Source organism: Rubrivirga sp. S365 (assembly GCF_032248475.1).
Taxonomy (GTDB): Bacteria; Bacteroidota; Rhodothermia; order Rhodothermales; family Rubricoccaceae; genus Rubrivirga; species Rubrivirga litoralis.
This window is the reverse complement of record NZ_JAVTTN010000001.1, coordinates 2,323,782-2,350,056: the sequence shown is the minus strand read 5'-3', so window position 1 is coordinate 2,350,056 and position 26,275 is coordinate 2,323,782. Positions and strand designations below refer to the sequence as shown.

General features: G+C 75.6%; 21 protein-coding genes and 1 pseudogene. 4 read left to right on the top strand and 18 right to left on the bottom strand.

Annotated features, from left to right (window positions below; all coding sequences use genetic code 11):
• Positions 1–127: 127 nt before the first annotated feature.
• Complete coding sequence (locus RQM47_RS10165) at positions 128–1,474, top strand: peptidylprolyl isomerase (protein ID WP_314008826.1); 1,347 nt, start codon at positions 128–130, stop codon at positions 1,472–1,474.
• Positions 1,475–2,062: 588 nt separating this feature from the next.
• On the opposite strand, the pseudogene RQM47_RS10160 reads toward RQM47_RS10165, so the two are convergent.
• The 10 genes and pseudogenes from RQM47_RS10160 to RQM47_RS10115 form a co-directional block, all read right to left on the bottom strand.
• Positions 2,063–4,969: pseudogene (locus tag RQM47_RS10160) on the bottom strand (AAA family ATPase); the annotation flags it as partial.
• Between the two features lie 460 nt (positions 4,970–5,429).
• Entirely contained in the window at positions 5,430–6,011 is a 582-nt protein-coding gene (locus RQM47_RS10155; RefSeq protein WP_311664511.1) for a CvpA family protein, read from the bottom strand.
• Positions 6,012–6,014: 3 nt separating this feature from the next.
• On the bottom strand, positions 6,015–6,458 hold the full coding sequence (locus RQM47_RS10150; protein WP_311664509.1) for a GatB/YqeY domain-containing protein: 444 nt from the start codon (positions 6,456–6,458) through the stop codon (positions 6,015–6,017).
• A gap of 214 nt (positions 6,459–6,672) precedes the next feature.
• Positions 6,673–7,713: a bifunctional phosphoglucose/phosphomannose isomerase gene (locus RQM47_RS10145; RefSeq protein WP_311664507.1), complete on the bottom strand. Its 1,041-nt coding sequence runs from the start codon at positions 7,711–7,713 to the stop codon at positions 6,673–6,675.
• Between the two features lie 62 nt (positions 7,714–7,775).
• Positions 7,776–9,740: a phosphoenolpyruvate--protein phosphotransferase gene (gene ptsP / locus RQM47_RS10140; protein WP_311664505.1), complete on the bottom strand. Its 1,965-nt coding sequence runs from the start codon at positions 9,738–9,740 to the stop codon at positions 7,776–7,778.
• Positions 9,737–10,006 (bottom strand): HPr family phosphocarrier protein, encoded by a 270-nt coding sequence (locus RQM47_RS10135; protein ID WP_311664503.1) that lies wholly within the window; start codon positions 10,004–10,006, stop codon positions 9,737–9,739. The genes ptsP and RQM47_RS10135 overlap by 4 nt, the downstream gene beginning before the upstream one ends.
• A gap of 118 nt (positions 10,007–10,124) precedes the next feature.
• The gene (locus RQM47_RS10130; RefSeq protein ID WP_311664501.1) at positions 10,125–11,105 is read right to left on the bottom strand and encodes a polyprenyl synthetase family protein; all 981 of its coding nucleotides are present in this window, start codon (positions 11,103–11,105) and stop codon (positions 10,125–10,127) included.
• Between the two features lie 129 nt (positions 11,106–11,234).
• Entirely contained in the window at positions 11,235–11,885 is a 651-nt protein-coding gene (locus RQM47_RS10125) for an adenylate kinase (protein ID WP_311664499.1), read from the bottom strand.
• Between the two features lie 106 nt (positions 11,886–11,991).
• Positions 11,992–12,639 carry a hypothetical protein gene (locus RQM47_RS10120; protein WP_311664497.1) on the bottom strand — a complete coding sequence of 216 codons (648 nt, stop codon included), beginning with the start codon at positions 12,637–12,639 and terminating at the stop codon, positions 11,992–11,994.
• Between the two features lie 44 nt (positions 12,640–12,683).
• Positions 12,684–13,382, bottom strand: a complete 699-nt coding sequence (locus tag RQM47_RS10115; protein WP_311664495.1) for a phage holin family protein — start codon at positions 13,380–13,382, stop codon at positions 12,684–12,686.
• A gap of 127 nt (positions 13,383–13,509) precedes the next feature.
• Here RQM47_RS10115 and RQM47_RS10110 point away from each other — a divergent pair, with 127 nt between their 5' ends.
• Positions 13,510–13,779, top strand: coding sequence for a NifU N-terminal domain-containing protein (locus RQM47_RS10110; RefSeq protein WP_311664493.1), 270 nt, complete (start codon positions 13,510–13,512; stop codon positions 13,777–13,779).
• A 424-nt stretch (positions 13,780–14,203) separates the two neighbouring features.
• Here the strand turns inward: RQM47_RS10110 and RQM47_RS10105 are convergent, their stop codons facing one another.
• From RQM47_RS10105 to RQM47_RS10080, 6 genes are all read right to left on the bottom strand, one after another.
• Positions 14,204–15,388, bottom strand: coding sequence for a ribonuclease D (locus tag RQM47_RS10105; protein ID WP_311664491.1), 1,185 nt, complete (start codon positions 15,386–15,388; stop codon positions 14,204–14,206).
• Entirely contained in the window at positions 15,385–15,987 is a 603-nt protein-coding gene (locus tag RQM47_RS10100; RefSeq protein WP_311664489.1) for a redoxin domain-containing protein, read from the bottom strand. The genes RQM47_RS10105 and RQM47_RS10100 overlap by 4 nt, the downstream gene beginning before the upstream one ends.
• A gap of 68 nt (positions 15,988–16,055) precedes the next feature.
• A complete protein-coding gene (locus tag RQM47_RS10095; RefSeq protein ID WP_311664487.1) occupies positions 16,056–16,622 on the bottom strand; it encodes a TlpA disulfide reductase family protein in 567 nt (188 codons plus the stop codon).
• Between the two features lie 174 nt (positions 16,623–16,796).
• A complete protein-coding gene (locus RQM47_RS10090) occupies positions 16,797–18,449 on the bottom strand; it encodes a M14 family metallopeptidase (RefSeq protein ID WP_314008820.1) in 1,653 nt (550 codons plus the stop codon).
• 33 nt (positions 18,450–18,482) lie between these two features.
• The gene (locus RQM47_RS10085) at positions 18,483–20,000 is read right to left on the bottom strand and encodes a sodium-dependent transporter (RefSeq protein ID WP_314008817.1); all 1,518 of its coding nucleotides are present in this window, start codon (positions 19,998–20,000) and stop codon (positions 18,483–18,485) included.
• Positions 20,001–20,116: 116 nt separating this feature from the next.
• On the bottom strand, positions 20,117–21,178 hold the full coding sequence (locus RQM47_RS10080) for a ParA family protein (RefSeq protein ID WP_314008815.1): 1,062 nt from the start codon (positions 21,176–21,178) through the stop codon (positions 20,117–20,119).
• Positions 21,179–21,632: 454 nt separating this feature from the next.
• Here RQM47_RS10080 and RQM47_RS10075 point away from each other — a divergent pair, with 454 nt between their 5' ends.
• Positions 21,633–23,231, top strand: a complete 1,599-nt coding sequence (locus RQM47_RS10075) for an apolipoprotein N-acyltransferase (RefSeq protein WP_314008811.1) — start codon at positions 21,633–21,635, stop codon at positions 23,229–23,231.
• A 101-nt stretch (positions 23,232–23,332) separates the two neighbouring features.
• Here RQM47_RS10075 and RQM47_RS10070 read toward each other — a convergent pair whose 3' ends face one another.
• The gene (locus RQM47_RS10070; protein WP_311664476.1) at positions 23,333–23,800 is read right to left on the bottom strand and encodes a GNAT family N-acetyltransferase; all 468 of its coding nucleotides are present in this window, start codon (positions 23,798–23,800) and stop codon (positions 23,333–23,335) included.
• A complete protein-coding gene (gene asd, locus RQM47_RS10065; RefSeq protein WP_311664474.1) occupies positions 23,797–24,873 on the bottom strand; it encodes an aspartate-semialdehyde dehydrogenase in 1,077 nt (358 codons plus the stop codon). Before asd ends, RQM47_RS10070 begins: the two co-directional genes overlap by 4 nt.
• A 522-nt stretch (positions 24,874–25,395) precedes the next feature.
• Here asd and folD point away from each other — a divergent pair.
• Positions 25,396–26,274 carry a bifunctional methylenetetrahydrofolate dehydrogenase/methenyltetrahydrofolate cyclohydrolase FolD gene (gene folD / locus RQM47_RS10060; protein ID WP_311664472.1) on the top strand — a complete coding sequence of 293 codons (879 nt, stop codon included), beginning with the start codon at positions 25,396–25,398 and terminating at the stop codon, positions 26,272–26,274.
• Position 26,275: the final 1 nt, after the last annotated feature.

Genomic DNA, 26,275 nt, shown 5'->3' with positions numbered 1-26,275 from the left:
CTGACGCCGCCCCGCCCCCGCAGTGCCCCTGCATGAGGGCCGCGCCGCACCGACCTCCACGCCGTCCAGACGGCCCCGCGCGCGGCACGAGCCCCCCGTTCGACGACCGCCCCGCCCCCACCCCGCCATGCGCTCTCTCGCCCTCGCCGTCCTCGTCGCCCTCCCGGCGCTCGCCGCCGCCGCGCAGCCCGTGCCCCCCGGCACGCGGCTCGACGGGATCGCCGCCGTCGTCGGCGACCAGGTCGTCCTGTACTCCGAGGTCGACGCGCTCGCCCCGCAGCTCGCGCAGGGCGAGCCGGTCACGGACGACCTGTGGAGCCGGGCGCTCGACCGGCTCGTCGGCCAGCGCGTCGTGATCTCCGAGGCCCGCCAGGACACGACGATCTCGGTCACCGAGGCGCGCGTGACGCGGGCGGCCCAGGAGCAGGTGGCCCGGCTCGCGCAGCAGGCGGGCGGGGAGGCCCAGCTCGAAGCCGCCTACGGCCGGACGCTGGGCGAGATCGAGACGTCGCTCCGCGACGACGTCCGCGACGAGATCCTGCTCCAGACGCTCCAGCAGCGGCGGATGCAGGGCGTGACCGTCACGCCGGGCGAGGTCCAGTCGTGGTTCTCCCAGATCCCGCAGGCCGACCGGCCCGAGGTCCCCGAGCTCGTCCGCGTGGCCCACATCGTCCAGGTCCCGGCCCCCGACGAGACGGCCAAGGCCGAGCGGCGGGCGCTCCTCCAGTCCCTCCGCGACTCGGTCGTGTCCGACCAGGCGACGATCGAGGAGCTCGCCAACCGCTACTCGACGGACCCCGGCAACACGGGCCGCGACGGGACCAAAAACGGCGGGCTCTACACCGACCTCCGCCTGAGCGAAGTCGAGGCCCGGTTCCGCGCGGCGACGGCGGCGCTCGACCCCGGCGAGTACTCGCAGGTCATCGAGACGCCGTTCGGGTACCACCTTATCCGGCTCAACGAGCTCGAGGGTGACCGCGTCTCGTTCAACCACATCCTGCTCGACATCCCGTCGGGCGCGCGCGAGGCCGAGCAGGCGCGCGAGACGCTCCGCGTGCTCCGCGACTCCGTCCTCGCCGGCGTCCCCTTCGAGGGCGTCGCGCGGCGGAACTCCGAGGACCCGTACAGCGCCCAGCGCGGCGGGTTCGTGTCGGACCCGGAGTCGGGCCAGCGCGACCTCAACGTGGACGGGCTCGGGGCGCAGTGGAAGGCGACGATCGACTCGCTCGACGTCGGCGAGATCAGCGAGCCCGCGCCGGTCAAGCTCCTCGACCAGACCGACGCCTACCACGTCGTCCTGCTCCAAAAGCGGACGCCGGCCCACACGCTCTCGGTCGCCGACGACTACGCGCTGCTGAGCCAGTACGCGCTCCAGGACAAGCGGCTGCGTGCACAGCAGGAGTGGGTCGACGACCTCCGCCGCAGGGTCTACGTCGACGTCCGCGCCCCGCGCTACGAGCCGGCCGGCGGCTAGCGACGCGTCGCAAGGAGTCTGACGGGCTCGGCTCGGGCGGGGCGGTCCGGGAGGAGTCCCCCTCCTGGTCAGGAGGGGACAGGGGTGGTTGTCGAGCCGAGCACCAACCCGTCAGACAAGCTGTGGAGAAGCACTAGCGGCGGGATGCTGCTCCCGCCCCGCCCCGCGAGAACGGCCGTCCGCCACCGGACGGGGCGGTCGTGGCCGAGGGCGGGGCGGCCGACTCTCTCCCGCCCCGCCGCCGGGCCGCAGAGCCTGTGGAGAGCGCAGCTGACGCGCGGCCACTGCTGACGAACCCCGGAGGCCCGTGCTACGAGGCTCCCTCGCAGTGCCAGCGCAGCCGGGATGAGGGGCGCTCCGGGCGGGGCAGCCCAGGCCCCCGCCCCCACCACCCCGCCCGACGGAGCCGCCGGGGCAGGGCGGCGCGGCGCGGGCGGGGCGGCACTACACGCCCACCACGTCGAACGTCGAGCCCGTCACCGGCTCCTTGCGCACCTCGATGCGGACCGGGAACGCCGCCTTGATCTCGTCCAGGTGCGTGATGACGAGGATCGTGTCGAAGTCGTCCTGGATCTCGCGGATGGCGCCGATCAGGCTCTGCAGGCCCTCGGCGTCCTGCGTCCCGAACCCCTCGTCGATGACGAGCGTGCGGATCTGCGTGCCGGCCCGCTCAGCGAGCATCTGGCTGAGCGCGATGCGGAGCGCGAAGTTGACCCGGAAGGCTTCGCCGCCCGAGAACGTCTCGTACGACCGGGCGACGGACTGGCTGTCGGTGATCTTGATGTCGAGGGTCTCCTTGGTGCCCCCGCCGGTCTTTTTGTCCTTGAGCGTTTCGAGGGCCACGCGTGTGCGCCCGCCGCTGAGGCGCTCGAGCAGGTCGTTGGCCCGCGCCTCGATCTCCGGCAGCGTCTCCTCGATGATGAGCGACGGGATGCCGTGCTTGCCGAAGGCGCGCTTGAGGTGGCCGTAGAGCGCCCGCTCTTTCTTCGCCTCGCGGAGCTCCTTCCGTGTCGCCGTCAGGCGCTCGCGGTCGCGGGCGGCCCGGTCGAGCCGCTCGCTCAGCGCACCGCGCCGCGTGCGGGCGTCGGCCAGGCGGCGGGCGGCGTGCTCGCGGCGGGCGGCCGCCCCGCCCCGCTCGGCCTCGGCCGCGGCGCGGTCGGCGAGGCGCGCAGCGAGCGCCTCCAGGGCGGACCGCTTGGCGTCGGCCTCGGCGCCGATCGAGCGGCGCTCGTCGGCGAGCGCGGCCGAGCGCTCGGCCCACTCGGCGCGGCGGCGGCGGGCTTCGAGGAGCGCCGAGAGCCGGCGCGGCGCCTCGGCCAGGCGGTCCAGGTCACGGCCGACCGACTCGTGCAGGGCGGCGTCGTAGCCCAACGCGGCGGCCTGCGCCTCCAGCGCCTCCACCTTCTGACGCGTGGGCCGCGTGTGGGCGCCGGCGTCCAGCCGCTCGCGGAGCACGGCCAGCTCCTTTTCTTTGGCCGCGAGGTCCGCCTGCGTCTGGCGGAGGTGGGCCGCCGTCTGGTCGAGGTCGCGGAGCTCGGCCGCCCAGTGGTCCGCGAGCGCGGCGTCGCGGCGGACGGCGTCGTAGCGGGCCTCGTCGAACGGGCTCGCGTCGAGCACGTCGGCGTGCGTCGCGCGCTCGGCGCGGAGCTCGGCCCCGAACGCCTCGCCCTCGATCACGCCGCCCAGGTGGACCGCCTCGGCGCGGAGCTCGACGAGCCGGGCCTCGCCCGCGGCCCGGCGCTCGGCCTGGTCCGCCGCCGCGGCGCGCGCGCGCGCCGCCGTCTCGCCCGCCTCGACGGCCGCCTTGAGCTGGCCGAAGTCGGCGCGGAGCGCATCGCGGGCCTCGGCCGCCGCCGTCCGCCCCGCCCGCGCCTCGGCCGCCTGCGCGTCGAGCGCGGCGATCTCGCGGTCGTAGTCGGCCGCCACGTCGGCGCGGTGCGCGTCCGTGAGCGGGGTCCCGCACGTCGGGCACGCCTCGTCTTGGGACGTCGCGATCCGCTCGCGCCGGGCCGCGAGCGTCGCCCGGTTCGCGGCCAGCGTCTCCAGCCGCGCCTCCAGCGTCTGGACCGTCGCCGAGAGCTCGACGCCCCGCTCGCGCGTCGCCTCCAGCTTGGCACGCGCCGCCCCGCCCTCGGCGACCGACGCGTCGAGCGCCGCGAGGTCGGGCGGGGCGGCCCCGTTGAGGTCGGCCTTGAGCCGCTTCCCCTCGGTCACGATCGCCGCGTGCTGGCCCACGAGCGCGCCGCGGTCGGCCGCGAGCTGCTTGTCGATCGCGTCGATCCGCCGCCGCGCCGCGTCGCGCGTCTGGCGGACCGCCTCCAGCGCCTTCGCCTCCTCGACCGCCGCCCGCGCCGTAGCGAGCGCGGCCTCGGCGCGCGGCCGCCCCGCCAGCTTCCGCTCGTCCTCGCGGACCCCGTGCGCCAGCGTCTGAAGCCCGGCCTCGCCGCGCGTGATCTCGGCTTCGAGGGCCGCCGTTTGCTTTTGGAGGTCGAGCCGGAGCGCGTGGAGCTGCGACTCGATGCCGCGGTAGAGCCCGGCCTTCTCGTCGAGCGCCGTCCGCTGGGTGCGGAGCACTTCGTAGCGGGCGTGGTCCGCCTCAATCGTCTCGGCTTGAGCGATGAGGGCGTCGGCCTCGGCCGTTTTGCGGTCGAGGTCAGCCCGCTCCGCGTCCACCTTGGCCGTCCGGCTGTCGAGGTCCGCGAGCGCGGCGCGGAGGGCATCGGCCTCGCGAGCGGCGGCGTCGAGGGCGGCCAAGCGCTCGGCCACCTTCGCCTCGGCGGCGGCGGCGGCGGCGTGCTCGGCCTCGACCTCGCCGATGTGCGCGTCGAGCGCGTCGCGGTCCGCCGTCCACTCGGCCTCGTGTTCGAGGGCTGCGACGAGCCGCTCGGCCTCGGTCTCGAGCGCCGCGCACTGCTCGCGGAGGCTGCTCCACCGCCGCCCCGCCCGCTGCGCCATGCGGTCGTAGCGGTCGAGCGCGAGGATCTTGGCGAGGATCTCCTTCCGCTCGCTCGGCTTCTTCTTGGTGAACTCGTCGGACCGCCCCTGGAGCAGGAACGTCGAGTTGATGAACGTCTCGTAGTCGATCCCGATGCGCTCGTCGATCTGCGCCTGCGTCTCCTTGACGGACCCGCCGGTGAGCGCCTGCCAGCCGTCGCCGTCGCGGACTTGCAGTTCGAGCCCGGGCTTCGACGTCTTCCCGCTCTTCGACTGCGCGTAGCTGCGGACGACGCGGTACTCCGCCCCGCCCGCGCGGAACGAGAAGTCGACCTCCATCGAGCGCGCGCCGACGCGGAGCAGCTCCTCGTCGGGCTTGCGGAGGTCGGCCGACTTGCGGGCCTCGCCCCAGAGCGCCCACGTCATGGCGTCGAGCAGCGCGCTCTTGCCCTGCCCGTTCCCGCCCGAGAGGCAGGCCACGTGGAGCCCCTCGAAGTCGAGCGCCGGGGCGCTCTCGCCGTAGGAGAGGAAGTTGCGGAGCTGGAGCCGTGTCGGGACCATTTTTTGGGTTGCAATAACAGGCGTGAATCTACGCCCGCGAGGTGCCCGCCCCGTGTCAGCGGCGAGCGGAAGATCCCCACCCCGCCCGCCGCGCGCGAGGGCGGGGCGGCCGCCGTAGGGGCGACCGGTGGTCGCCCTTGCGGGCGGGGCGGCGGTCGTAGCGGCGTTGCATGCAACGCCGTCAGGTGCGGCGAATGGGCGGGGCGGACACCGGGCGGGGCGGTGCTGGTCGGAACCGCCTCGCCCGCCCGACAACCACCCCGCCCTTTGGGTCCTAGCCCCTCTTGGCTGCGCCGACGCTGCGCGGTGTCCAGGAGGGGAACGGCCGCCGCTCGGGTCGCCCTCCTGCCCCACCCCGCCCGGACAGTCTGCCGCGGGCGGGGCGGCCCGTCCGAACGCCCTCCCCCACCCCGCCCTCTGCCCGTTCCCAGTTCCTATTTCCCAGTTCCCACTCCCCCCCCTACTCCAGCCGTTCCTCGCCCGTCACCGCCTCGGGCTCCCCCTCGTGCCACGTGTTGAACTTGTCGACCAGCGCGGCCTGGAGCCCCGGCGTCACGGCGCGGACGGCGCCCCAGACCTCGGGCGCCAACGCCTCGACCGGCCCGTAAAGCACGGACGCCTCCCGCGTCTCGGCGCTCACGATGACCGGGCCGCCGCCGGGGATCGGCGCGTAGCCCGTCGCCAGCAGCAGGACGCTGAGTCCGAACGCGGCGCGGAGCCCGCCGACCGCCCCGCCCGCGAGCCGGTCGACGCCGCCCAGGCGGACGGCCTCGGCCGCCTTGCGGAGCACGTGCGCCGCCACGGTCAGCGCGACGACGACGGCGGCGACGACGGCCACGAACCCGAGCACCGGCGCCAGCCGCTCGCTCACACCCAGCCCTGCCGCGACGCCGGCGCCGACCGGCTCCATGAGCGCGGTCGCCGCGATGAACGCGAACACCCAGCCGACCGTCCCGACGACCTGCGCGAGCGCGCCCGTCCGCAGCCCGCGCCACACGCCGACGGCGAGGACGAGCCCGAGGATCAGGTCGAGGCGGCCCACGCGCTAGGCGCCGAGCAGCTCGCGGACGACGGCCTGCACGCGCGAGCCCTCGGCCCGCCCGCGGAGGTCGCTCATGGCCTCGCCCATCACGCGGCCCATGTCCTTCATCGTCGTCGCCCCGGTCCGCTGCACGATGGCCTGGACGGCCGCGTAGATGTCCTCGTCGGTCGCCTGGGCGGGGAGGTACTGCTCGATGTAGCCAAGCTCTTCGGCCTCGCGCTCGGCGAGGTCGTCGCGGCCGGCGTCGGTGAACTGCGCGTACGAGTCGCGCCGCTGCTTGGCCTGCTTCGCCACGATCTGGACGAGGTCGTCGGCCGAGGCCGGACCCGTGCCGGCCTTTTCGCGCTCGATGATGGCGGCCTGGATCGAGCGGATCGCGCTCATCCGCACGATCTCCTTGGCGCGCATGGCGTCTTTGAGGTCGCGGGCAAGCTGTTCCTTGAGCATGGTGGGGGGTGTGGAGTGGAGAAAGGTACGGGCGGGGCGGGGGCCGGCGGGGTACGGGGTACGGGGTACGGGGTACGGGGTACGGGGTACGGGGTACGGGGTACGGGAAGATGACGGCCGCCCCGCCCGCCGGCGCGAGGGCGGGGTGGTGAGACGCCATGGAGTTTTCCGCCCCGCCCTCACGTACCCTGTACCGAGTACCCCGTACCCGACTCTACGCCAGCGTCTTCTTGAGCTGCTGGATCGTCTCGACCGGCGTCGGGTCGACGTTCTTGCGGAGCGCGAGCCAGAGGCTGGCCCAGTCGCCGTACTGGACGAGCGAGAGCATCCGGCTGAGCCGCGAGTCGCCGTCGGTCTCGACCTCGTGCCACCCGCCGACGGAGCCCTCGACGAGCCGACGCGTGGCGTCGAACCGCTTCTGGATCTGGGCGTGGTCGTCGCGGTCGCGGAGCACGACGACCTGCATGGTCGAGAGGACATCCTCGGGACCCGACTCGAACCCCATGATCTCGTTGTGGTCGAGCTCGGGGAAGACGTTCCCGACCGCCGGGTGCTTTGCGTTCTCGTTGATCTGCGTCTGCCACCGCATGCCGACCGCCTCCAGCAGCCCGACGCCGCGGTAGACGACCGGGAGCGCGCCGACGAACGCGGCCGAGAGGTCACGCGGCGCGTTGCCGTCCTCATCCTGGTCGTACCGCCCCGCCCGGTCGCGCGCGGCCGCGAGCGCGTCGTCCACGACGCCGTCCGGGAGGTCCGTCAGCTTCATCGATCGTGCGAGGCGGAGCAGGACGCCCAGCGAGTAGCCCAGGGCCGCGCGCGGCTGGAGGCCGCCCGGGATCGTGACGGTCCGGTCTGCGTCGGCCCGCTCCGACAGCGTGCCGCCCGACGTGACGGCGACGATCTGGGCGCCCCGCTCCGTCGCCTCGCCGAAGGCGCTCAGCGTCTCCTCGGTCCCGCCCGAGTAGCTCGACGCGACGACGAGCGTCTTCTCGCTCACCCACCCGGGCAGCGTGTACCCGCGGTTGACGACGAACGGGAGCGGCGACGACGGCTCGACGAGCGTGCGAACGAGGTCGCCGCCGATGGCCGACCCGCCCATCCCGCACACGACGACGCCGTTCAGCGACGACGCGTCGAGGTCGAACGACTCGACCGCCCCGCCCCGCTCCCACCCCTCCTGGAGGTGGTCGGGGTGCGCGCGGACGGCGGCGCGCATGTCGTCGGGGTCGGGGGCGGTGGCTGCGATCTGGGGCATGAGAGAGGAGAGAGAGTGGAAGAGAAGAAAGGAGGTCGGGCGGGGCGGGGCGGCAGCTGCCCCTACGCCTCGCCCCCTTTACCCAGCCGGTCCGCCACGCGGTCCGCGAGCGAGCCGCGGGCGGGGCGGGCGTCGTCGAGGCCGAGCAGCGCGGCGAGGTCTTGGTTGTGGCAGGCGAGGAAGTAGTCGAGCAGGCGGCCGACCGAGGCCGCGTCGGGCTGGCGGAGCGCCCGGCGCGCGAGGTCCTGCGCCTCGTCGAGCGTGAACGCGCGGAGCACGCGCTTGACGAGCGAGAGGTAGGCCGGCGACGCGCTCAGCGACGTGACGCCGAGCCCCACGAGGAGCGGCGTCACGCGCGGGTCCGCCGCGACCTCGCCGCACACGGACACCGGGATGCCCGCCCCGCCCGCCGCCTCGACCGTCTGGCGCACGAGGCCCAGCACGGCGGGGTGGAGCTCGTGGTAGAGCCCGGCCACGAGGTCGTTCCCGCGGTCGACGGCCAGCGCGAACTGCGTGAGGTCGTTGGTGCCGACCGAGAAAAAGTCGACGTGGCGCGCGAACGTCGCGGCGAGCAGCGCCACCGATGGGACCTCGACCATGATCCCGAGCGGGAGGTCGGGCCGGTGGGCCACGCCCTCGGCCGCGAGCGCGTCGCACGTCTCCTGGTACACCCGCCGAAACTGGCGGACCTCCTCCAGCCCCGACACCATCGGGAGCAGGACGCGGGGCGGGGCGGCGTCGGGCGCCTCGACGGCGGCGCGGAGGAGCGCGCGGAGCTGCGGGCGCAGGAGGTCCGGCTTGTCGAGCAGGATGCGGAGGCCGCGCCACCCGAGCGCCGGGTTCGCCTCGCGCCGCGACATGGGGAGCACCTTGTCGCCGCCCAGGTCCAGCAGCCGGAACGTGACGGCGTGCGGCGCCGCGGCCACGACGGCGTCGCGGTAGACCCGGTGCTGCTGGGCCTCGTCGAGCGCACGGCCCTGCGTGAGGAACAGCATCTCCGTGCGGAACAGGCCGATGCCCTCGGCGCCGTACTCGTGGAGGAGCGGGAATTCCTCCCGGAACTCGACGTTCGCCTGGAGCGCGACCGCGTGGCCGTCGCGCGTCTCTGACGGCGCGGCCGCGACCTCGGCGCGGTCCTCGGAGAGCCGCGCGAACCGCTCGGCCTTGGCCTCGGCCGCCGCCCGCGTCTCGCCCGTGGGCCGCACCGTCACGGTCCCCGAGAACCCGTCGACGACGACCGTGTCGCCGGCCTCGACGCGGCCGGCCAGCCCGTGCAGGCTGACGACGGCGGGGACGCCCAGCGCCCGGGCCATGATCGCCACGTGCGATGTCGGCCCGCCAAAGTCCATCACGACGGCGAGCACGCCGTGGCGGCTAAACAAGAGCACGTCGGCGGCCGAGAGCCGCTCGGCGACCACGACCCGGTCGCGGTCGATCCGGGACACGGCCCGGCCCTGCTGGAGGTTGCGGAGCACGCGGTCCTGCACGTCCAGGAAGTCGGCGGCCCGCTCGCGGAGCGCGGCGCTGGGGCTGGACTCGAGCCGCCGCCGGAGCGCCTCCATCACCGACTGCACGGCCCACCCCGCCCCCTGCCGCCCGTCGCGGATGCGCTCGGCGACGGCGTCGTAAAACTGGGGGTCGCGGAGGATCAGGGCCTGGGCGTCGAAGATGCCGGCCGAGCCCGCGCCCAGCTTCTGGCGGGCCACGAGGCCGACCTTTTTCAGCTCCCGCTCGCTCCGCGCGACGGCCCGCTCGAAGCGGCCCAGCTCCGCCTCCACGGCGTCGGCGTCGAGGTGCTCGGGCTCGGCCTGGTAGCCGCCGCCGGCGTAGAGGTACGCCTCGCCGACGGTCACGCCCGGCGCCACGCCGATGCCCTCGACGCGGAGCTCGTCCCGCCCCGCCCCGTTCGGCGAGATCGGGCCTCCAGCGGCGTCCGCCGCCCCGCTCGGGCGGGGCGGGGCGGGCGTCGTCTCGCTGAGCGGCGGCCCGCCGGTCGGCAGCCCGTCGGGCGGGGCGGCGCCGGTCACAGGGCCTCGCCGAAGCCGCGCTCGAACAGGTCCGCTAGGGCGTCGGCCGCGGCGTCCTCGTCGGGGCCGTCGAACAGGAGCTCCAGCGTGGCCCCCTGCTCAGCGGCCAGCGTCATCACGCCGATGATGCTCTTCCCGTTGATCTCGTAGCCGTCCTTCTTGATAAAGAACTCGGACGAGAACCGCGACGCCTCGCGGACGATCATCGACGCCGGCCGCGTGTGGACGCCGGCCCGGTTCCTGACGGTGACCTCGCGAGTGAGCATGGGGACGGGGGTGGCGCGGGCGGGGCGGCGAAGATACGGGGCGCGCAGCGGTACCCCGGAGGGCGGTGCGGGGTTCAGGACCGCCCCGCCCTCGCCGCCGAAGCGTGGGGCGGGGCGGCTAGGCAGCCCGCGTCGCCAGGCCGACGGCGAGCGCCCGGAGCGCGTCGGCCGCCGGGCCGTCGGGGAGCACGTCGAGCGCCGCCCCGCCCCGCGCCGAGTAGTCGGCCACGGCGCGGGCGGCGTCGTCGAGCACGCCCAGTCGGGACATCCGGTCGCGGGCCTCGGGGACGGACGCGGCGGGGAGGCCGCCGTCGAGCGCGCGCGCGAGCCACGCCCGCTCGTCGCCCTCGGCGCGCTCGACGGCGCGGAGCGCGAGGTAGGCCTTTTTGCCTTCGACGAGGTCGCCCCCGATCGTCTTGCCCCAGCCGTCGCCCTCGGCCGTGAGGTCGAGGAGGTCGTCCTGGATCTGGAACGCGCGCCCGAGGAGCCGCCCCGCCCGGCGGAGCTCGGCCACGGCGTGCGCGTCCGCCCCGCCCACGAGGCCGCCGAGTTCGAGCGAGAGCTCCAGGAGCGCGCCCGTTTTGCGGTCGATCATGTCGAGGTAGTCGTCGACCGTCACGTCGGCGCGCGTCTCGAAGGCGAGGTCGAGCGTCTGGCCCTCGCAGAGCGCGGCGACCATGCGCGAGAACGACGCCAGCAGGCGGGCCACATCGGCGCCCTCGGTCTGGCCGAGGAGCTGGTACGAGAGCCCCATCATCAGGTCGCCCGCGAGGACCGCCGTCGGCACGTCCCACCGCTCGTGGACCGTCGGCCGCCCACGCCGGGTCGCCGCGTGGTCCATGATGTCGTCGTGGACGAGCGTGAAGTTGTGGAACGTCTCGACGGCGAGCGCCGCCGGCAGCGCCCGCGCGCGCGCCTCCGCCCCGCCCCACGCCTCGGCGGCGAGGACGACGAGGGCGGGGCGGACCCGCTTGCCGCCGCCGCCCAGCACGTAGCGGACCGGGTCGTACAGGCCGGCCGGCTGGGCGGGGAGGTCGAGCGCGCCGAGCGCGTCGTCGACCGTCTCCGCGATGTCGGCGAACGCCATCGTCTGGGTCACGGGTGACGGGTAATGGGTGATGAGCAGGAACGCATTCGACGGCGTCGTAAACGAGCGAGGCGTGGGAGGTGGGCGGGGCGGTCCGAGCCCGGGACTCCCGTCACTCATCGCCCGTCACTCTTCACTCATTCAGATGCCGCTCAGCCCGCGGTCCTCGGCGATGGCCTCGCCGACCCGCTCCTGAACCTCGTCCAGCGGACCCGTCCCATCGACCTCGAAAAAGCGGACGTGCGCGCGGAGCACGGCCTCGACCGGGGCCGTCTCGTCGTCGTACACGCCGAGCCGGTGGCGGACGGCGTCGGGCTGGTCGTCGGGCCGGTGGACGAGCCGCTCGGCCGGCACGTCGGCCGGGGGCGGGTTGAAGTCGAGGTGGTAGATGGACCCGGTCTCGGGGTCCGTCCGTCGCCGCGAGAGGCGGCCGACGAGGTCCTCGTGCGGCACGCGCAGGCTGATGACCGCGTCAAGCGGGGCGTCGTGCTCGGCGAGGTGGGCGAGCAGCCACCGGGCCTGCTCGACGGTCCGCGGGAACCCATCGAGCACGAACCGCTCGTAGCCCAGGGCCTCCAGCTTCTCGGCGACGACCGCGTTCGTCACGTCGTCGGGCACCAGCTGCCCCGCCTTAAGAAGACCGTCGACCTGCTCGCCGAGCGCCGTTTGGTCGTGGATCGCCTCGCGGAAGAGGTCGCCAGTCGAGACGTGGGTAAAGTCGTGATGGGCGGCGAGGCGCTTGGCCTGCGTGCCCTTGCCGGCGCCGGGCGGGCCGAAAAACGCGAGTCGCATCAGGAGGGAGAGGTGGGGATAGGAAGATAGAGGGGCGGAGCGCTGCCATCCCCGCCCCGCCCGCGCGAGACGGGCGGGGCGGTCGGCGGGCGGGGCGGCCCGAGCGCTAGGCGTCGTCGGCCGCGTCGGCGACGGCCGAGAACGTCTCCTCGTGGCCCGTCAGCCGCTGCGTGAGCAGGTCGAGCGCCGTCTTGGCCACGAAGCCGGCCGCCGCCTGGACGATGACCGTGCCCACGCCGCTCTCCGCGCTGGCCGCGCGCCGGGAGCGGGCCGCCTTCGGGGCGGGGTACACGGCGGGGACCGACCGGAGCACGGTCTGGAGCGCCCGGTCGGTGTCCTTGCCGCGACCGGCGACGAGCCGCGCGGCCGCGTCGAGGACGGCGTCGAGGCGGGCGCGCTCGAACGCGGCGCCGGCGTCGAAGCGGGCCTTCCGCTTGGACCGCTTGCGGAGCCCGCGGAGGAACCCGACGAGGACCGCCACCCCGCCCGCGGCGAGCGCGAGCGTCTCGGCGTGGTCGCGGACGGCCTGCGGGAGCGGCTGCCCGTCGACGGTGACGTCCGAGACGGTCGTCACCTCGTGCTTGAGCGCCTCCAGGTGGTACTCGATGTCCCGCTTCCGGGCGTCGAGGCGGGCGCGGATCTCGGCCGCCGGGAGCGGCCGCGTGTCGTGGTCGGGGTCGATCCGCTCGGGGACGCGGACGGGCGGGCTGGGGAGGGCGCCGGCGGGCGGCGTGGAGTCGGGGATCTCGGGCATGGGTCGGGGGGAGAGGGGCGGGCGGGGCGGCGCGGGACGGTCCGCTAGACGGCGGCGGCGCGGGCCTTGTCGGCCTCGGCCTCCTGGACCGACCGCACGGTCGGCGCGCCGGGGTTGATCTGGTCGCTCTCGGTGATCTTGGAGACGCGGGCGCGGGCCTCGATGGCCTGGTCCTCGTCCAGCTTCCGCTTCCCGATCCACGCCAGCACGCCGACGACGACGAACAGGAGCAGCGCCGTCACGAGCATGCCCAGCCACACGGACTCGAAGAGGGCGGCGAGCCCCCACGCGAGGGCGCCGAGCAGGAAGCCCAGCCCGTAGAGGGCCAGGACGCCGGCGGCAGCCAGGTACCCGATCGCGATCCCCTTCCGCTTGAGGCTCGCCTTGAGCTTGTCGATCGCCTCGCGGACCTCGGCCTTGGCCAGGTCGATGCGGAGCTCGACCCACTCCTTGAGGTCGGTCGAGAGCGACGAGACGTGGTCGCCGATCCGGGCCAGCTTGCCCTGGTGCGGCGGGAGCTGCCGGGACTCCGGCACCACGTCCGCCCCGCCCCCGGGGGGCACACCCCGGGGGGCGCCCCCGAGCGACGGCGGCGGCACGCGGGGCGGGGCCATCCCGGGCGGAGCGACAGCGGGCGGGGCCACTCCGGGCGGGGCCACCCGAGGCGGCTCGACGGCGGGCGGGGCGGGGTGGGACGTCGGCTCGACGGGGGCGGGGTCGTCGGGGAGGCGCGAGGCGGCCATACGGAGAGGGGAGGTGCGCACGGAGGGGGCAGGGCCTACACCGGAGGCGCCGCCCAGGTTGCCGGAACCGGGCGACGGCCGCTCGGGTCCCTCCGCCCCGCTCTCTGACCCTCCCCTCTCTGCACCCGTGACGATCCAGACCCGCCCGACCCCGAACCCGAACAGCCTCAAGTTCGAGGTCGAGGGCGCCCCCGTCATCGACGCCGGCCTGCTCGCGTTCCACTCGCTCCGCGAGGCCGCCGCGCACCCGCTGGCCGCCGAGCTGTTCGCGCTCCGCGGCGTCGAGTCGATCATGATGGTCCCCGACTTCGTGACGATCACGAAGCACCCGGCCGCCGACTGGGACCTGCTGGCCGAGGGCGTCGAGCGCGTGCTGACCGAGCACCTGGCCGCGTAGGCCGCCCCGCCTCCCGCGGGCGGGGTGGCAAGCGGGCGGGGTGGCGCCCCCGCCCCGCCCCAATCCTGCGCGGGAGGCCCGAACTCGTCCGCCCCGCCGGCCCGCACCGACCGGGTCCCGGCCCGCGTCCCGGCCGCGGACGACGTTCTCGACCGCCCCGCCCCAGCACCCCCCGCTCCCCGGCGATCGCTCTGCTCCCAGGCTGGGGAGCTGTCTCCCTTGTTCAAAGGGGACAGTCCGAGCGCCCTTGAGCGCAGCGATGGGCGGGCGGACGGGGGGTGCCCCGGGCGGGGCGGCCAGATCAGGCGAGGCCGCGGATTGTGGGCGGGGCGGGCGTCGGCTCTCGCCCGCCCGGATACCAAAGCCGCCCGCCGTGCCACCGCCCCGCCCGCGGTGGGCGGGGCGGCTCACCGCGAGCGGCCCGCTACCGGCCCGCCGCGGGCGGGGTGGCGACGGGCCAGCCGTCCGGCCCCTCCAGGCCGACGGCGAGATCGCCGCGGAGGAGGGCCTCCAGGTCGCGGCCGACGAAGTCGTAGCGCCACCCGGGGAAGGCGTCGGCCACGGCGTCCGGCCCGGCCTCGACGAGGTCGGCCAGCTGGGACTTGGTGGCGACGAGCACGGAGTCGACGCCCTCGCGCTCGCACCGCCCCGCCAGGAACCCCTGGGCGACGAGCAGGCGGGCGGCGCGGCGCTGGTCCTCCGGCCCCGGGCGGCCGCGCCGCGCGACGTGCTCGGGCTCGGCGTCGACGCCGGCCTCGACGGCGGCGAGCAGGCCGTCACCGTAGCGGCCGATCTGGCGGTCGGTGAGCTTGAGGCGGCGGAGGTCGTCGCCTGACTGCGGCCCGCGCTCGGCGACGGCGACGAGCGCCTCGTCGGGGAGCACCATCCGGCGCGTCCGGTCGAGCGCGCGGGCCTCGCGCTCGCGCCACGCGGCGACGGCGCGGAGCACGGCGCGCTGGCGGCCCGACATCCGCCCGAGCCCCCGCCCCTTGACGCGGTCGACGGCGTCGTCGGGGTCGGCCTCGTCGTAGAGCGCGGGGTCGTCGTACCGCTCCATCTCGGACGCCACCCACCCCGCCCGATCCCGGGCCTCGGCCTCGTCCAGGATCTTCCGGCGGGCGTCGAGGAGGTAGCGGACATCGGCGGCGGCGTAGCCCAGTTGGCTGTCGGTCAGCGGCCGGCGGAGCCAGTCCGACCGCGTCTCGCCTTTCTCCAGCCGCACGCCGACCGCCCACTCGACGAGGTCCTGGAGTGAGAGCGTGGCCGAGAGCCCGACGAGCCCGGCCGCCCGCTGCGTGTCGAACGCGTTGACGGGCTGCGAGCGGGTCGCGCGGGCGAGGATCTGGAGGTCCTGAGCCGCGTCGTGGAGCACCTTCTGCACGCCGGCGTCTTCGAGGAGCGCGCCGAGCGCGGCGAGGTCGGGGATGGCCGTCGTGTCGAGGAGCGCGATGTCCTCGCCGCCCAGGCCAACCTGCACGAGCCCGAGGCCGGCGTAGTAGGTCCGCTCCCAGACGAACTCGGTGTCGAGCGCGACGGCTTCGAGGTCGCGGGCGCGTGCGACGACGTCTTCCAGGCCGGAGGTGCTGTCGATCAGGGGGACGTCACTCACGAGCGCCCCTTGATCGTGCACCCGAACGCCTGCGTGCGCATGACCTCGACGGGGAGGCCGGCGATGCTCTGGTCGAGGGCCTGGCGGAGGTACGGCGTGCGGACGCGGTCGGCGTCGACCGGGCTGTCGTCGATGGCGCCCTCGTAGACGAGCGTGCGGTCGGGTCCGTAGAAGAAGACGTGGGGCGTGCTCCGCGCGCCGAACGCGGCCGCCAGCGAGCCGTCGACGTCGTCGACGTAGGGCGCCGCGAGGCCGGCCGAGGCCGGGCGCCGCCGCGGCGCGGGCGCGGCCGTGGGGACGGCGGCCGGCCCCTCGGACGTCACGAGCACGAAGCCAACCCCGGCCGGCCCGTAGCTCGCGACGAGATCGGACAGGCGCGGGGCGTAGCGGTCGTCCCAGGGGCAGGCCGTGCTCCAGAACACGACGACGAGCCCCTCGGGGCCGGCAGCCGAGCCGAACGACAGGCTCGACCCGTCGGCGGCGCGCAGCGTGCGGTCCGTGAGCGGGAGCGGCGTGGGGTCGGCCGTCTGGGCGCTCGCAGCGCCGGCGGCGAGGGAGAGCCCGACGAGAGCCGCTAGAACGGCGGAGAATCGAGTCACAAGGAGATCGGTAGAGGGTCGGTAGGCCACAGTGGGCGGGGCGGGCGGGGCGGCTCCGTCTCCTTCGCTCAGGAGTCGGACGGCGTTCCGCCGGCGCGGATCGTCGCGACGGTCTCCTTGAGCTCGGGGTACCGCAGCAGGCCGACGTGCGTGTGCTGCACGATCCGGTCGGCGTCGAGGACCATCGTGATGGGGAGGGCCGCGCCGACGAACGGGTTGAGCTCGCTCGTCACGTCGCCCTGGCCGGTGTAGAGGTACGACGGGTCCTCGACCTCGTGCTCGGCGAGGAACGCGCGGACGGCGGCCAGCTCGCGGGGATCGTCGAGCGACACGAACCGGACGTCGACGCCCTGGCCGTCCATCTCCTCGTCGTAGCGTGTAAAGTCGGGGAACTCGACGCGGCACGGGCCGCACCACGTTGCCCAGAAGTTGAGGACGACCCAGTCGGCGTCGACGCCGTCGAGGTCGTCGACGAGCGCCTTGGCGCTCGCGATCTCGACGATGGGCTGGTCGTCGTCGACCGTCGCGGCGTCCGCCCCGCCCTCGCCGGCCGTGCCGGCGGAGGCGTCGGGCTGGCAGCCGGCGACGAGCGCGAGGGCCAGGAGGAGGGCGAGGGGCGGGGCGGCGGTCTTCATGGGCGGAATCGGGGGCGCTGCACGCTCAACGCGCGCGGGCGGGGCGGAGTGCCCCGGGCGGGGAGGGAGACGAAACGGAGGGGCAGGCGGGGCGCCGGACGAAGACCACCCCGCCCACGGACGTCGGGGGAAGGGCGGGGCGGCCGCGTCGGGCGGGGCGGCTCCTCTCCCCCGTCACTCCCCCACCCCGCCCGGCACACGCTGGATGGGGCCGGTCTGGCCCGGCCGCCACGCCACGGCGGGGACGACGCCCCAGGCCACGACGCCGTCGTCGGAGCGGGGATCGAGGAGGGCCACCACGAGGCGCCCGAGCGGCTGGTCGACGGGGACCACGAGCGACGGGGCCAGGCGCGGCGGGCTCCCGGTCTCGGCGGGGACGGGCTCCCACTGCCCCCACACCTCCTGCATCTGGACACCCTGCGACGGCCGCTCGGCCACGGCCACGCTGTCGACGCGGAACGCCTCGCGGGCGACGCCCCACACGTACTCCTCGCGGTACGCGATCCCGTGCGCGTCGAGCAGGCGGACGACGGCGTCCTTGTGCTCGCCGGTCACGACGTAGACGGCCGGCGCCGTCGTCGTCTCGGACGCGGCAAAGCGAACGAACGCCGGCATCGTCTCGGGGCGCCGCACGTCGCGGCGCCGGAGCATCGGCGCGCCCGTGACCGGGTGGGACACGGTGTCGGCCTCGCCGAGCAGGACCTCGACGGGCTCGGGGAGCGCCGCGAACGTCGCCCGAACGGCGACCTCCTCGCCCACGACGCGGTCGCGGTCGGCCTCGTCCGCGAGCGCGCGGATCCGGGACGCGTGGCGTGAAGCGTAGTCCAGAACCTCCTCGACAAACCGCTTCGACGCCGCCACGCGCTCGGCGAACGGGGCGTAGCTGTAGGCCTCGGCGAGGATCCCGAACCGGCCCCGCAGCCCGACGTAGTTCGTCGAGAACCGGGGCTGCGGGCTGAACGAGTACCACCCGCGCGGGGCCGTCGCCGCCTCCCCGAACGCGCCGGGCACGTTGCCGTAGTGGTACGTCGCGAGGTCGTAGCGCGCCCGGAGCGCGGCGGTCACGGCCGGGAGCCACCGCTCCCACAGCTCGCGGTCGACCGCGGGCGGGGTGGCGGGCGAGAGCGGCGGGGCGTACGTGAGGTCGTAGCCCATGAGCGTCCCGTTCGTCGTGTGGAGGTCGAGGACGACGTGGGGGTCGAGGTCGCGGATCAAGCCGACGAGCGCGCGCGCCTCGGGCGAGGCCAGCTTGGTAAAGTCGCGGTTGAGGTCGAGCCCCTGCGCGTTCGTCCGCTCGCCCATCCCGCCGACCGGCCCGAGCTGGAGCGGGCGGTTGTCGTGGGCGATCCGCTCGTTCCCGTCCGCGTTGTAGAGCGGGGCGACGGCGACCACGAGCGAGTCCGCCCAGTCGTCGTGGCGCCCGGCGGCGAGGTCGCGGAGGACGGCGAGGGCGGCCTCCTTCCCGGCCACCTCGCCGCCGTGGATGTCGGCGACCACGAGCACGCGGGTCTTCCCCGTGGCGCGCGCGGCGGCGGCCGAGGGCGCGCCCCAGACGGCGAGCGGGAGCGCCCGCCCCTCGACCGACGTCCCGAACGTCGAGAGCGCCACCCCGCCCCGGCGGTCTGCGCCCCGCGCGTCCAACTCGCCGAGGAAAGCGGCGACGTCGGCGTAGGTCGAGGTCTCGCGGTAGTCGGTTCGCTCGGCGCGCGTCGTGAGCGGGGCGGTGGCGTCGGCGGTCGCCGCCCCGCCCGCGGCGGCGCAGCCGGCGAGGGCCGCCCCGCCCACGAGGGCGGCGAGCACGAACAGGAGCGGGGCGGGATGGGTCATCCAGTAGGGGCGGCCGACGGTGCGTGCGGCACGTTACGCACCGGGCGGGGCGGGGCGGGGCGGCTCCAGGGCGCCGGTGCGCCGGGCCATCCAGCGGTTGAAGGTCAAGAAGACGGCCAGCGCGAGGCCCCATTGGAGCAGGCACGTCGCCGCGCTGAACGGCTCGGTCGGGTCCCACCAGCGCGCCGTAAAGTCGGCCGTCGTCGCCTGCCAGAGCCACCAGCCGAGGAGCACGGCAGCCTGAACCGGGATCGCCCACTTCAGCCACGCGCCCCAGACGCGCGGGAGCGGCCAGTCCGACGGCGTCGAGACCTCGGACATCAGCCGCCCCGCCCCGTAGCGCGTGACGGCAAAGGCCACGAAGGCGCCCGAGATCACGAGCGCCACGCCCCACACGAAGTCCTGGTTGGCGAACACGCCGCCCCAGACCGCGCTGGGCACGCCGACCGCGAACGCGGCCACGCCGACGGCCGGGACCGCGCGGCGCCGGGCGACCCCGAAGTCGACGACGACGCGCGACGTCAGCTCGACCATCGAGATGAGCGACGAGAGCGCCGCGAACGTGAGCGCGAGGAAGAAGGCGACGGCGAGCGGCTTCCCCAACGGCATGGCCGCGAACAGCTGCGGCATCCAGATGAACGTGATCCCCGTGCCCGCCGGCCCCGACGTCCGCATCACGTCCAGGACCTCGGCCGGCGCCCGCTGCGCGCCCAGGACCGCGAACACGATCCCGAACACCATCGTCGCCGAGAGCAGCGACACGAGGTTGTTGCCGACGCCCGTGAGCACGGCGTTCCGCACGATGCCGTCCTCGCGGCGCATGTAGGCCGCGTAGGTCAGGATGAGCCCCCACCCCGCCCCGGTGTCCCACGCGTTCTGCGTGAGCGCTTCGAGCCAGACAGCCGGGCTCGCGAGGACCGACCAGTCCGGCGTGAAGAGGTAGGCCACGCCCGCGCCCGCGCCCGGCAGCGTGACGGCCCGGACGACGGCCACGACGACGATGGCGAGCAGCGTGGGGACGAGCACGCGGTTGACCCGCTCGATCGACGACACGCCGCGGAGGCACACCACGGCCGCCGTCCCCATCATGACGGCGTGGAGCGCGACGGGGAAGCCCGACGCCTGGAACGCGTCCCACGACGCCTGCGCGCCGTCGAGCGTGAGCGGGAGGCCGGAGAGGAGCGCCCCGCCCGTGTAGTACAGGCACCACCCCGCCACCACGCTGTAGTAGCACATGATGGCCGCGGCGACGAAGGCCACGAACGCGCCCATCCACGCCAGGCGCGGCCCGGCGAGCGCCGCGACCGTGCCCACGACGCCCTTCCGCCCGCGCTGCCCGAGCGCGTACTCGGCGACGATGAGCGGGAGGCTCCACGCGACGAGGAACACGAGCCAGGCCACGAGGAACGCGCCCGCGCCCTCCTCCCCGCCCGTCTTGGCCGCGATGCGCGGGAACCGCCAGATGTTGCCGGTCCCGACGGCGATGCCGAGCACGCTCAGCAGGAGCGTCCACCGGGACGAGAAGCGGGCGTCGGCCGAACGGGTCGCCATGCGCTAGAACGAAGGTGCAGGTGGGTACAGGGTACTCGGTACGGGGTACGCGCGCGCCGAGGCCAGATCGGGCCGTACCTCGTACCCGGTACCACGTACCCACCCGAAGGGTGCTCTTACGGCGCCGCGTCCGAGCCCGACGCCACCCCGCCCGGGCGCTCCGCCCCGCCGCGCCCGCCGTCGTCGGGCGGGGCGGGCGCGGCGAGCGGGTCGCCGAGCGCTCGGTGGCCGTTCAGGGCGCCGTCGCCGCCCCGCTCCGCGGGCGGGGCGGGCGCGGGCGCGGGCGGGGCGGGCGCGGGCGCGGGCGGGGCGGGCGCAGCCGGAGCCTCTGGCGGGGCGGGCGCAGCCGGAGCCTCTGCCGGGGCGGGCGCGTCCTGGGCCGGCGGGGCGGCCGGCGCGCTGTCCGCGGGCGGGGCGGTGGCGGCGGCGTAGAGGTGCCGGGCGATCTCCTTGGCCGCGTTCCGGTAGTCGACGGCCCCGCGCGTCGTGACGCCGGCGTCGAAGACGGTCCGCCCGTCGCGGCTGGCCGCGGCCAGCGACGAGCTCGTGCGGATCGGCGTCTCGAGCACGGCCTCGCCGTACTTGCCCCGGAGGTACTCGGCGTACTTCGCGTGCCGGTTGAGGCGGCCGTCGACCTGGGTGAGCAGGAACCGGGGGACCGAGAGGCGCGGGTTCAGCTTGTCCTGGACGAGCCCGCACGTCTGCCACGTCTGCTCGGCGCCCACGACCGGCTGGTACTCGGGCGTCACCGGGATCACGACGAGGTCGGACGCCACGAGCGCGTTCATGGTGAACGGCGAGAGCGCCGCGGCCGTGTCGATGAGGACGATGTCGTAGTCGTGGGCCGTCTGGAGCGTCTCGCGCAGCCACAGGACGTCGGTCGGCCGGGTCATCCTGCGGAGCGCCTTCGTGAGCGCCATCGACGAGCCGATCAGGTCGAACCCGCTCACGGTCTGGACCGGGAACGAGGCGAGGTCGGCCGAGGCGTCGAGGAGCCCGAGCGCCGAGTGCTCCGGCGGCGGCTCGCTGGCCCCCAGCATCCGCGTGAGGAACCCCTGGGGGTCGAAGTCGATGACCAGGACGCGGCCGCCCGCGTGGCCGAACGCGGCGGCGAGGTGGATCGACGAGGTCGTCTTTCCAGTCCCTCCCTTGTGGTTGCAGACGGTGAGGACAGGCACGGGGTGAGCCGGGGGCCAGTGAGGCCCCGAACATACGGTCGGGGCCGGGCGGGGCGGCGTAGGGCAGAGCGGCACCGCCCCGCCCGCCGCCCCGCCCTCCTCTAGCGGCGGCCCTGCCCACTTCATCGTCCTCGCGGAGCAGACCCGGAGGGCGGGGTGGAGGTGTTGGCTCGGCCGCCCCGCCGTCGACCGCTGCTCCGACGTCCGTCCCCCTCCCCAGCTCTCGGTGAACGGCAGGGCTGGCGAGTCCTATGGCGGCTACACAAGTAGCAAGATTCAGAAACCGTTTGGCTGGAGTTCTCCCTCCCCCGCCGGGGGCGGGCCGGACCCAAAGGGCGGGGTGGGGGATGGGCGTTGGGGCGGGCGCCGAGGGCGGGGCGGGCGAAGTCTCCGCCCCCGCGTTAAGCCGCGGCGGGCACGCGCCGATACGCCGCGGGCCTTGCCCCCGCCGCCCATGGGACGTCGCCGTCCGCCCGCCCTGCCGCTGAACTCGCTCGGGTGGTCGCTCGCGGGCGCCCTCGCGCTCGCGCTCAGCCTGCCCCCGCTCGGGGTCTACCCGCTCGCGTGGGTCGGCCTCGTCCCGCTCCTCGTCCGGTGGAGCGCGCGGCGGCCGTCGTGGGCCTACGCCCGCGAGCTCTACGCCGTGCTCCTGGCCGCGAGCTGCTGCGTCGGGTTCTGGGTCCTGTTCAACCCCGACCCGGGCACGGCCGCCCTGGGCGGGGCGACGCTGTTCTTGGTCCCCGTCCCGCTCACGGCGGCGTTCGTGGCGTCGGGGGCCGTCCGCCACCGACACGGGCTCGGGGCCGGGCTCGTGGCGCTCGCGCTGTACGTGATCGCGGCCGAGTTCCTCCTGCTCCAGACGTCGGTCACGCTCCCGTGGCTGCTCCTCGGCCACACGCAGGTCGCGGGCCTCGAGTTTATCCAGATCGCGGACCTGGGCGGCGTCTCGCTGCTCAGCCTGTGGGTGCTCGCCCTCAACGGGGCCGCGTTCCTCGCGCTCCCCCGGGCGGGGCGGGCCGGCGAGCGTGGCGTCGCGGTCGCCGCCTTCGCCACGCTCGTCGCCGTGCCCGTGGTCTACGGCGCCGTGCGGACGGCGCAGTCGGACGTGCCCAAGGGGTACACGCGCGTCGGCGTCGTGCAGCCCGGGCTGTCGCCGCGGGCGTGGGCGGAGGCGCCGGCCGAGGACCGCGTCGAGCTCCTGGCCCGCGCCTCCGACGCCTTTCTCGCCCGGTGGCGGGCCGACGCCGCGGCCCCGGACAGCGCCGCCCCGCCCGATCCCGCCCCGCCCGACCCCGACGCGGTGCGTCCCGACGGGCTGCGCGCCAGCGGGTACGGCCTGCTCGTGTGGCCGCGGGCGTCGCTCCCGCGCCCAGGCTCGGCGGCCGAGGCGGCGGCCCTCTTCGAGACGCTCGACCGGTGGGCGGGGCGGCGGGACCTGTCGCTCCTGGCCGGCGCGCGGCTCCCGGCCGGCGACGACGGCGAGGCGGCGAGCGCAGCCGTCCTCGTCCGCCCCGGCGCCCCGGCGGCCACGTACCTCCAGATGCGGCGGGTCTCGTTCGCCGACGCGGCCGGCGTGACCGGCGACCGCCGCGCGCTCCTCGACACCGGCGGCGCCCGCGTCGCGGCGGCGGTCGGGTTCGAGTCCGTGTTCGGCGACCACGTCCGCCGGTTTACGCGCGACGGCGCCGACCTCGTCGTGGTCCTCGCGCGCCACGACCTCTGGGGCCGCTCGGCCGGGCTCGACCAGCACCTCCTGTTCACGCGGCTCCGGGCCGTCGAGTCGCGGCGGTCGGTCGTGCTCTCGACGGTCAGCGGGGGCTCGGCGGTGATCCAGCCGGGCGGGGCGGTGACCGAGGTGGCGGGGTGGATGGAGCCCGACGTGGCCTCGGTCGACGTGCCGCTGTTCCGGGGCCAGACGTTCTACGTCCGCCACGGGGACTGGCTCGGGCGCTGGGCGCTCGGGCTGGCGCTCGCGCTCTCGGTCGCCGCCGTGGCCGTCGGCCGGTACGCCCCCCGCCCCGCCCCGAAGCGCCGGAAGCTGGCGCCGGCGTAGAGGGGACTGGAGACTGAAAGATGCCCACCCCGCCCGCATATCGCTGGGCGACAACGGGTTGACAGGATCTCTTCCACCCCGCCCTTACCTCCTCTCTTCCTTTACTTGAGCGGCAGCGTCACCGTGACGGAAAAGTCCTCGGCGCCCTGGCGCGCCCAGAACGCCCGCCCCGCCCCGTTCGCGGCGAGCACGCCCGCCCGGAGCTCCGTCGCCCTGCGCTCCGTGCCCCAGGCGCGGGCGGCGCCGAGGAGCGCCGAGGCGAGGCCCCGGCCCCGCGACGCCGGGCGGACGTAGAGGTCGTCGACGTAGACGAGCGAGACCGGCGCGTACATCGGCGTCGTCTCGTAGAGGTGGGCCGTGAGGAGGCCGACCGGCGTGCCGCCGTCGAGTCCCAGCCAGACGGCGTCGCGCGGGCTCCGCAGCCAGTCGCGGACGTCGGTCGTCCACCGCTGGACGGCGTCGTCGGCGAGGCGGTAGCGGGCGTCCTGCGCCTCGTGCTCGCGGTGGAGAGCCGTCCACAGCGCGACCGCCACGTCGCGCTCGGCCGGGCGGGCGGGGCGGACCGTCACGCGACCGCCCCGGCCAGGCGGCCCTCGTGCGCGAGGAGCTCGGCGTTGAGGACCGCCCCGCCCGCGGCGCCGCGGACCGTGTTGTGGCTGAGGACCACGAACTTGACCCCGAGCACCGGGCAGTCCTGGACGCGCCCGACCGACACCGTCATGCCGCCGCCCAGGTTCACGTGCGTCCGCGGCTGCGGCGAGGCGTCGTCGTCGAACACGGCGAGCGGGCGGGGCGGGGCGGTCGGCAGCCCGAGCCCGGCGAGCGGGCCGCGCCACGACCGCAGCGCCTCGGCCACGTCGGCCGCGCCCGCGGGCTCGCGCAGGCGGACCGAGACCGCTTCGAGGTGGCCGTCGACGACCGGCACGCGGTGGCACTGGGCCGAGACCGTGATCTCGGCGTCGGCCACGCCCGCCGCGCCCAGCGTGCCCAGGATCTTGCGCGTCTCGACGGCCAGTTTCTCCTCCTCGCCCGCGATAAACGGGACCACGTTGCCCAGCGCGTCGAGCGCCGGCACGCCCGGGTACCCCGCCCCGCTCAGCGCCTGCATCGTCACGACGTGGACGGCGTCGACGCCGAACGCGTCGTGGAGCGGCTTGAGCGCGAGCGCCAGCCCGACCGTCGAGCAGTTCGGGTTGGTGACGACGAACCCACCGGCCGCCCCGCCCCAGTCCTGGCGGTCGACGAGCGCGAGGTGGTCCGGGTTGACCTCGGGGATGAGGAGCGGGACCGCCGGGTCGAGCCGCCAGTTGCGCGCGTTCGAGACGACGGCGTAGCCGCGCCGCGCCCAGTCGGCCTCGACGTCGCCGGCCACGCTCGCGTCGAGGCCCGAGAACACCACGTCGGCGTCGGGCGCCGCGTCGACGCCCTCGACCACGAGCCCGCCGATGCGCTCGTCGAGCGGCTCGGCCTGGAGCCACCGGGCCGCCTCGCGGTACGGCTTCCCCGCCGACCGCTCGCTGGCGACGAGCGAGACGACCTCGAACTGGGGGTGGCCGGCGAGGAGCCGGACGAACGTCTGCCCCACGGCGCCGGTGGCGCCGAGGATCGCGGCGCGGAGCGTGGGGGCGGGCGGGGTGGGCATGGGCGGGGCGGTCCTGGAGCGGGCGGAGCGGGCCGGCCAAGTTCGCACCCGGGCGGGCAGCGGGCAGCGGGCAGCGGGCAGCGGGCAGCGGGCAGCGGGCAGCGGGCAGCGGGCAGAAGATGCGCCACCCCGCCCGCAGAACGCGAGGGCGGGGCGGCCGTCGTAGCGGCGTTGCATGCAACGCCGTCGAGCCGCGGCGCCCAGGCGGGGTGGCGGCGCCCGTGGCCGCCCCGCCCGCAGGAACGCGCCGGCCCCGATCCGCAGGGACACCGCGCGTGGTGCCCGCACGGGGCCGCGGTCCACCGCCCCGCCCGCGCCGAGCGGGGCGGCCATCGCACGGGCCAAGGGCGGGGCGGCGCCTGCCAAGACCGCCCCGCCCCCGGCCCGCGGTGCCGGCGGCGCCTGGGCGGGGTGGCCTGCCGCCTCTTCTCCTCCCCTCCTCTTCTCCCCCCTCCGCTCCCGTCCCGGCTCGGTAGCTTGGCCGCCCCGCCCACCGGGCCGCCGGCCCCCACCCCGCCCCGCATGGCCGAGATCATCGACGGAACCGCAGTCGCCGCCGCCGTGCGCGCCGAGGTGGCCCAGGACGCCGCCGCGTTCCAGCGCGAGCACGGCCGCCGCCCCGCCCTCCGCGTGGTGCTCGTCGGCGAGCACGCGGCGAGCCAGTCGTACGTCCGCGCCAAGGCGCGGGCGGCCGGCGAGGCCGGGATCGACGCCGAGACGCTCGCGCGCCCGGCCGACCTGAGCGAGCGCGACCTGCTCGCCCTCATCGCCCGCCTCAACGCCGACGACGGCGTCGACGGCATCCTCGTCCAGCTCCCGCTGCCGGACCACGTCGACGAAGGCGCCGTGATCCGGGCCGTCGACCCGGCCAAAGACGTCGACGGGTTCCACCCCGAGAACGTGGGCCGGCTCGTGCTCGGCGAGCCCACGCTCGAGCCGTGCACGCCGGCCGGCATCGTCGAGCTCCTGCGGCGGACGGGCGTCGAGACGTCCGGCGCCCACGCCGTCGTGCTCGGGCGGAGCAACATCGTCGGGAAGCCGCTCGCGAGCCTCCTGCTGCGGCGCGGCCTCGACGCGACGGTCACCGTCTGCCACAGCCGGACCCGCGACCTCCCCGCCCTCGCGCGCCAGGCCGACGTGCTCGTCGCCGCGATCGGCCGCGCGGGGTTCGTGACGGCCGACATGGTGAAGCCCGGCGCGGCCGTCGTCGACGTCGGCATCAACCGGGTCGACGACGCCTCGCGCGAGCGGGGCTACCGGCTGGTCGGCGACGTCGACTTCGACGCGGTCGCCGACGTGGCCGGCGCCATCACGCCCGTCCCCGGCGGCGTCGGGCCGATGACGATCGCCATGCTCCTCGCCAACACGGTCGAGGCCGCGCGGCGCCGCGCGGCGGTCTAGC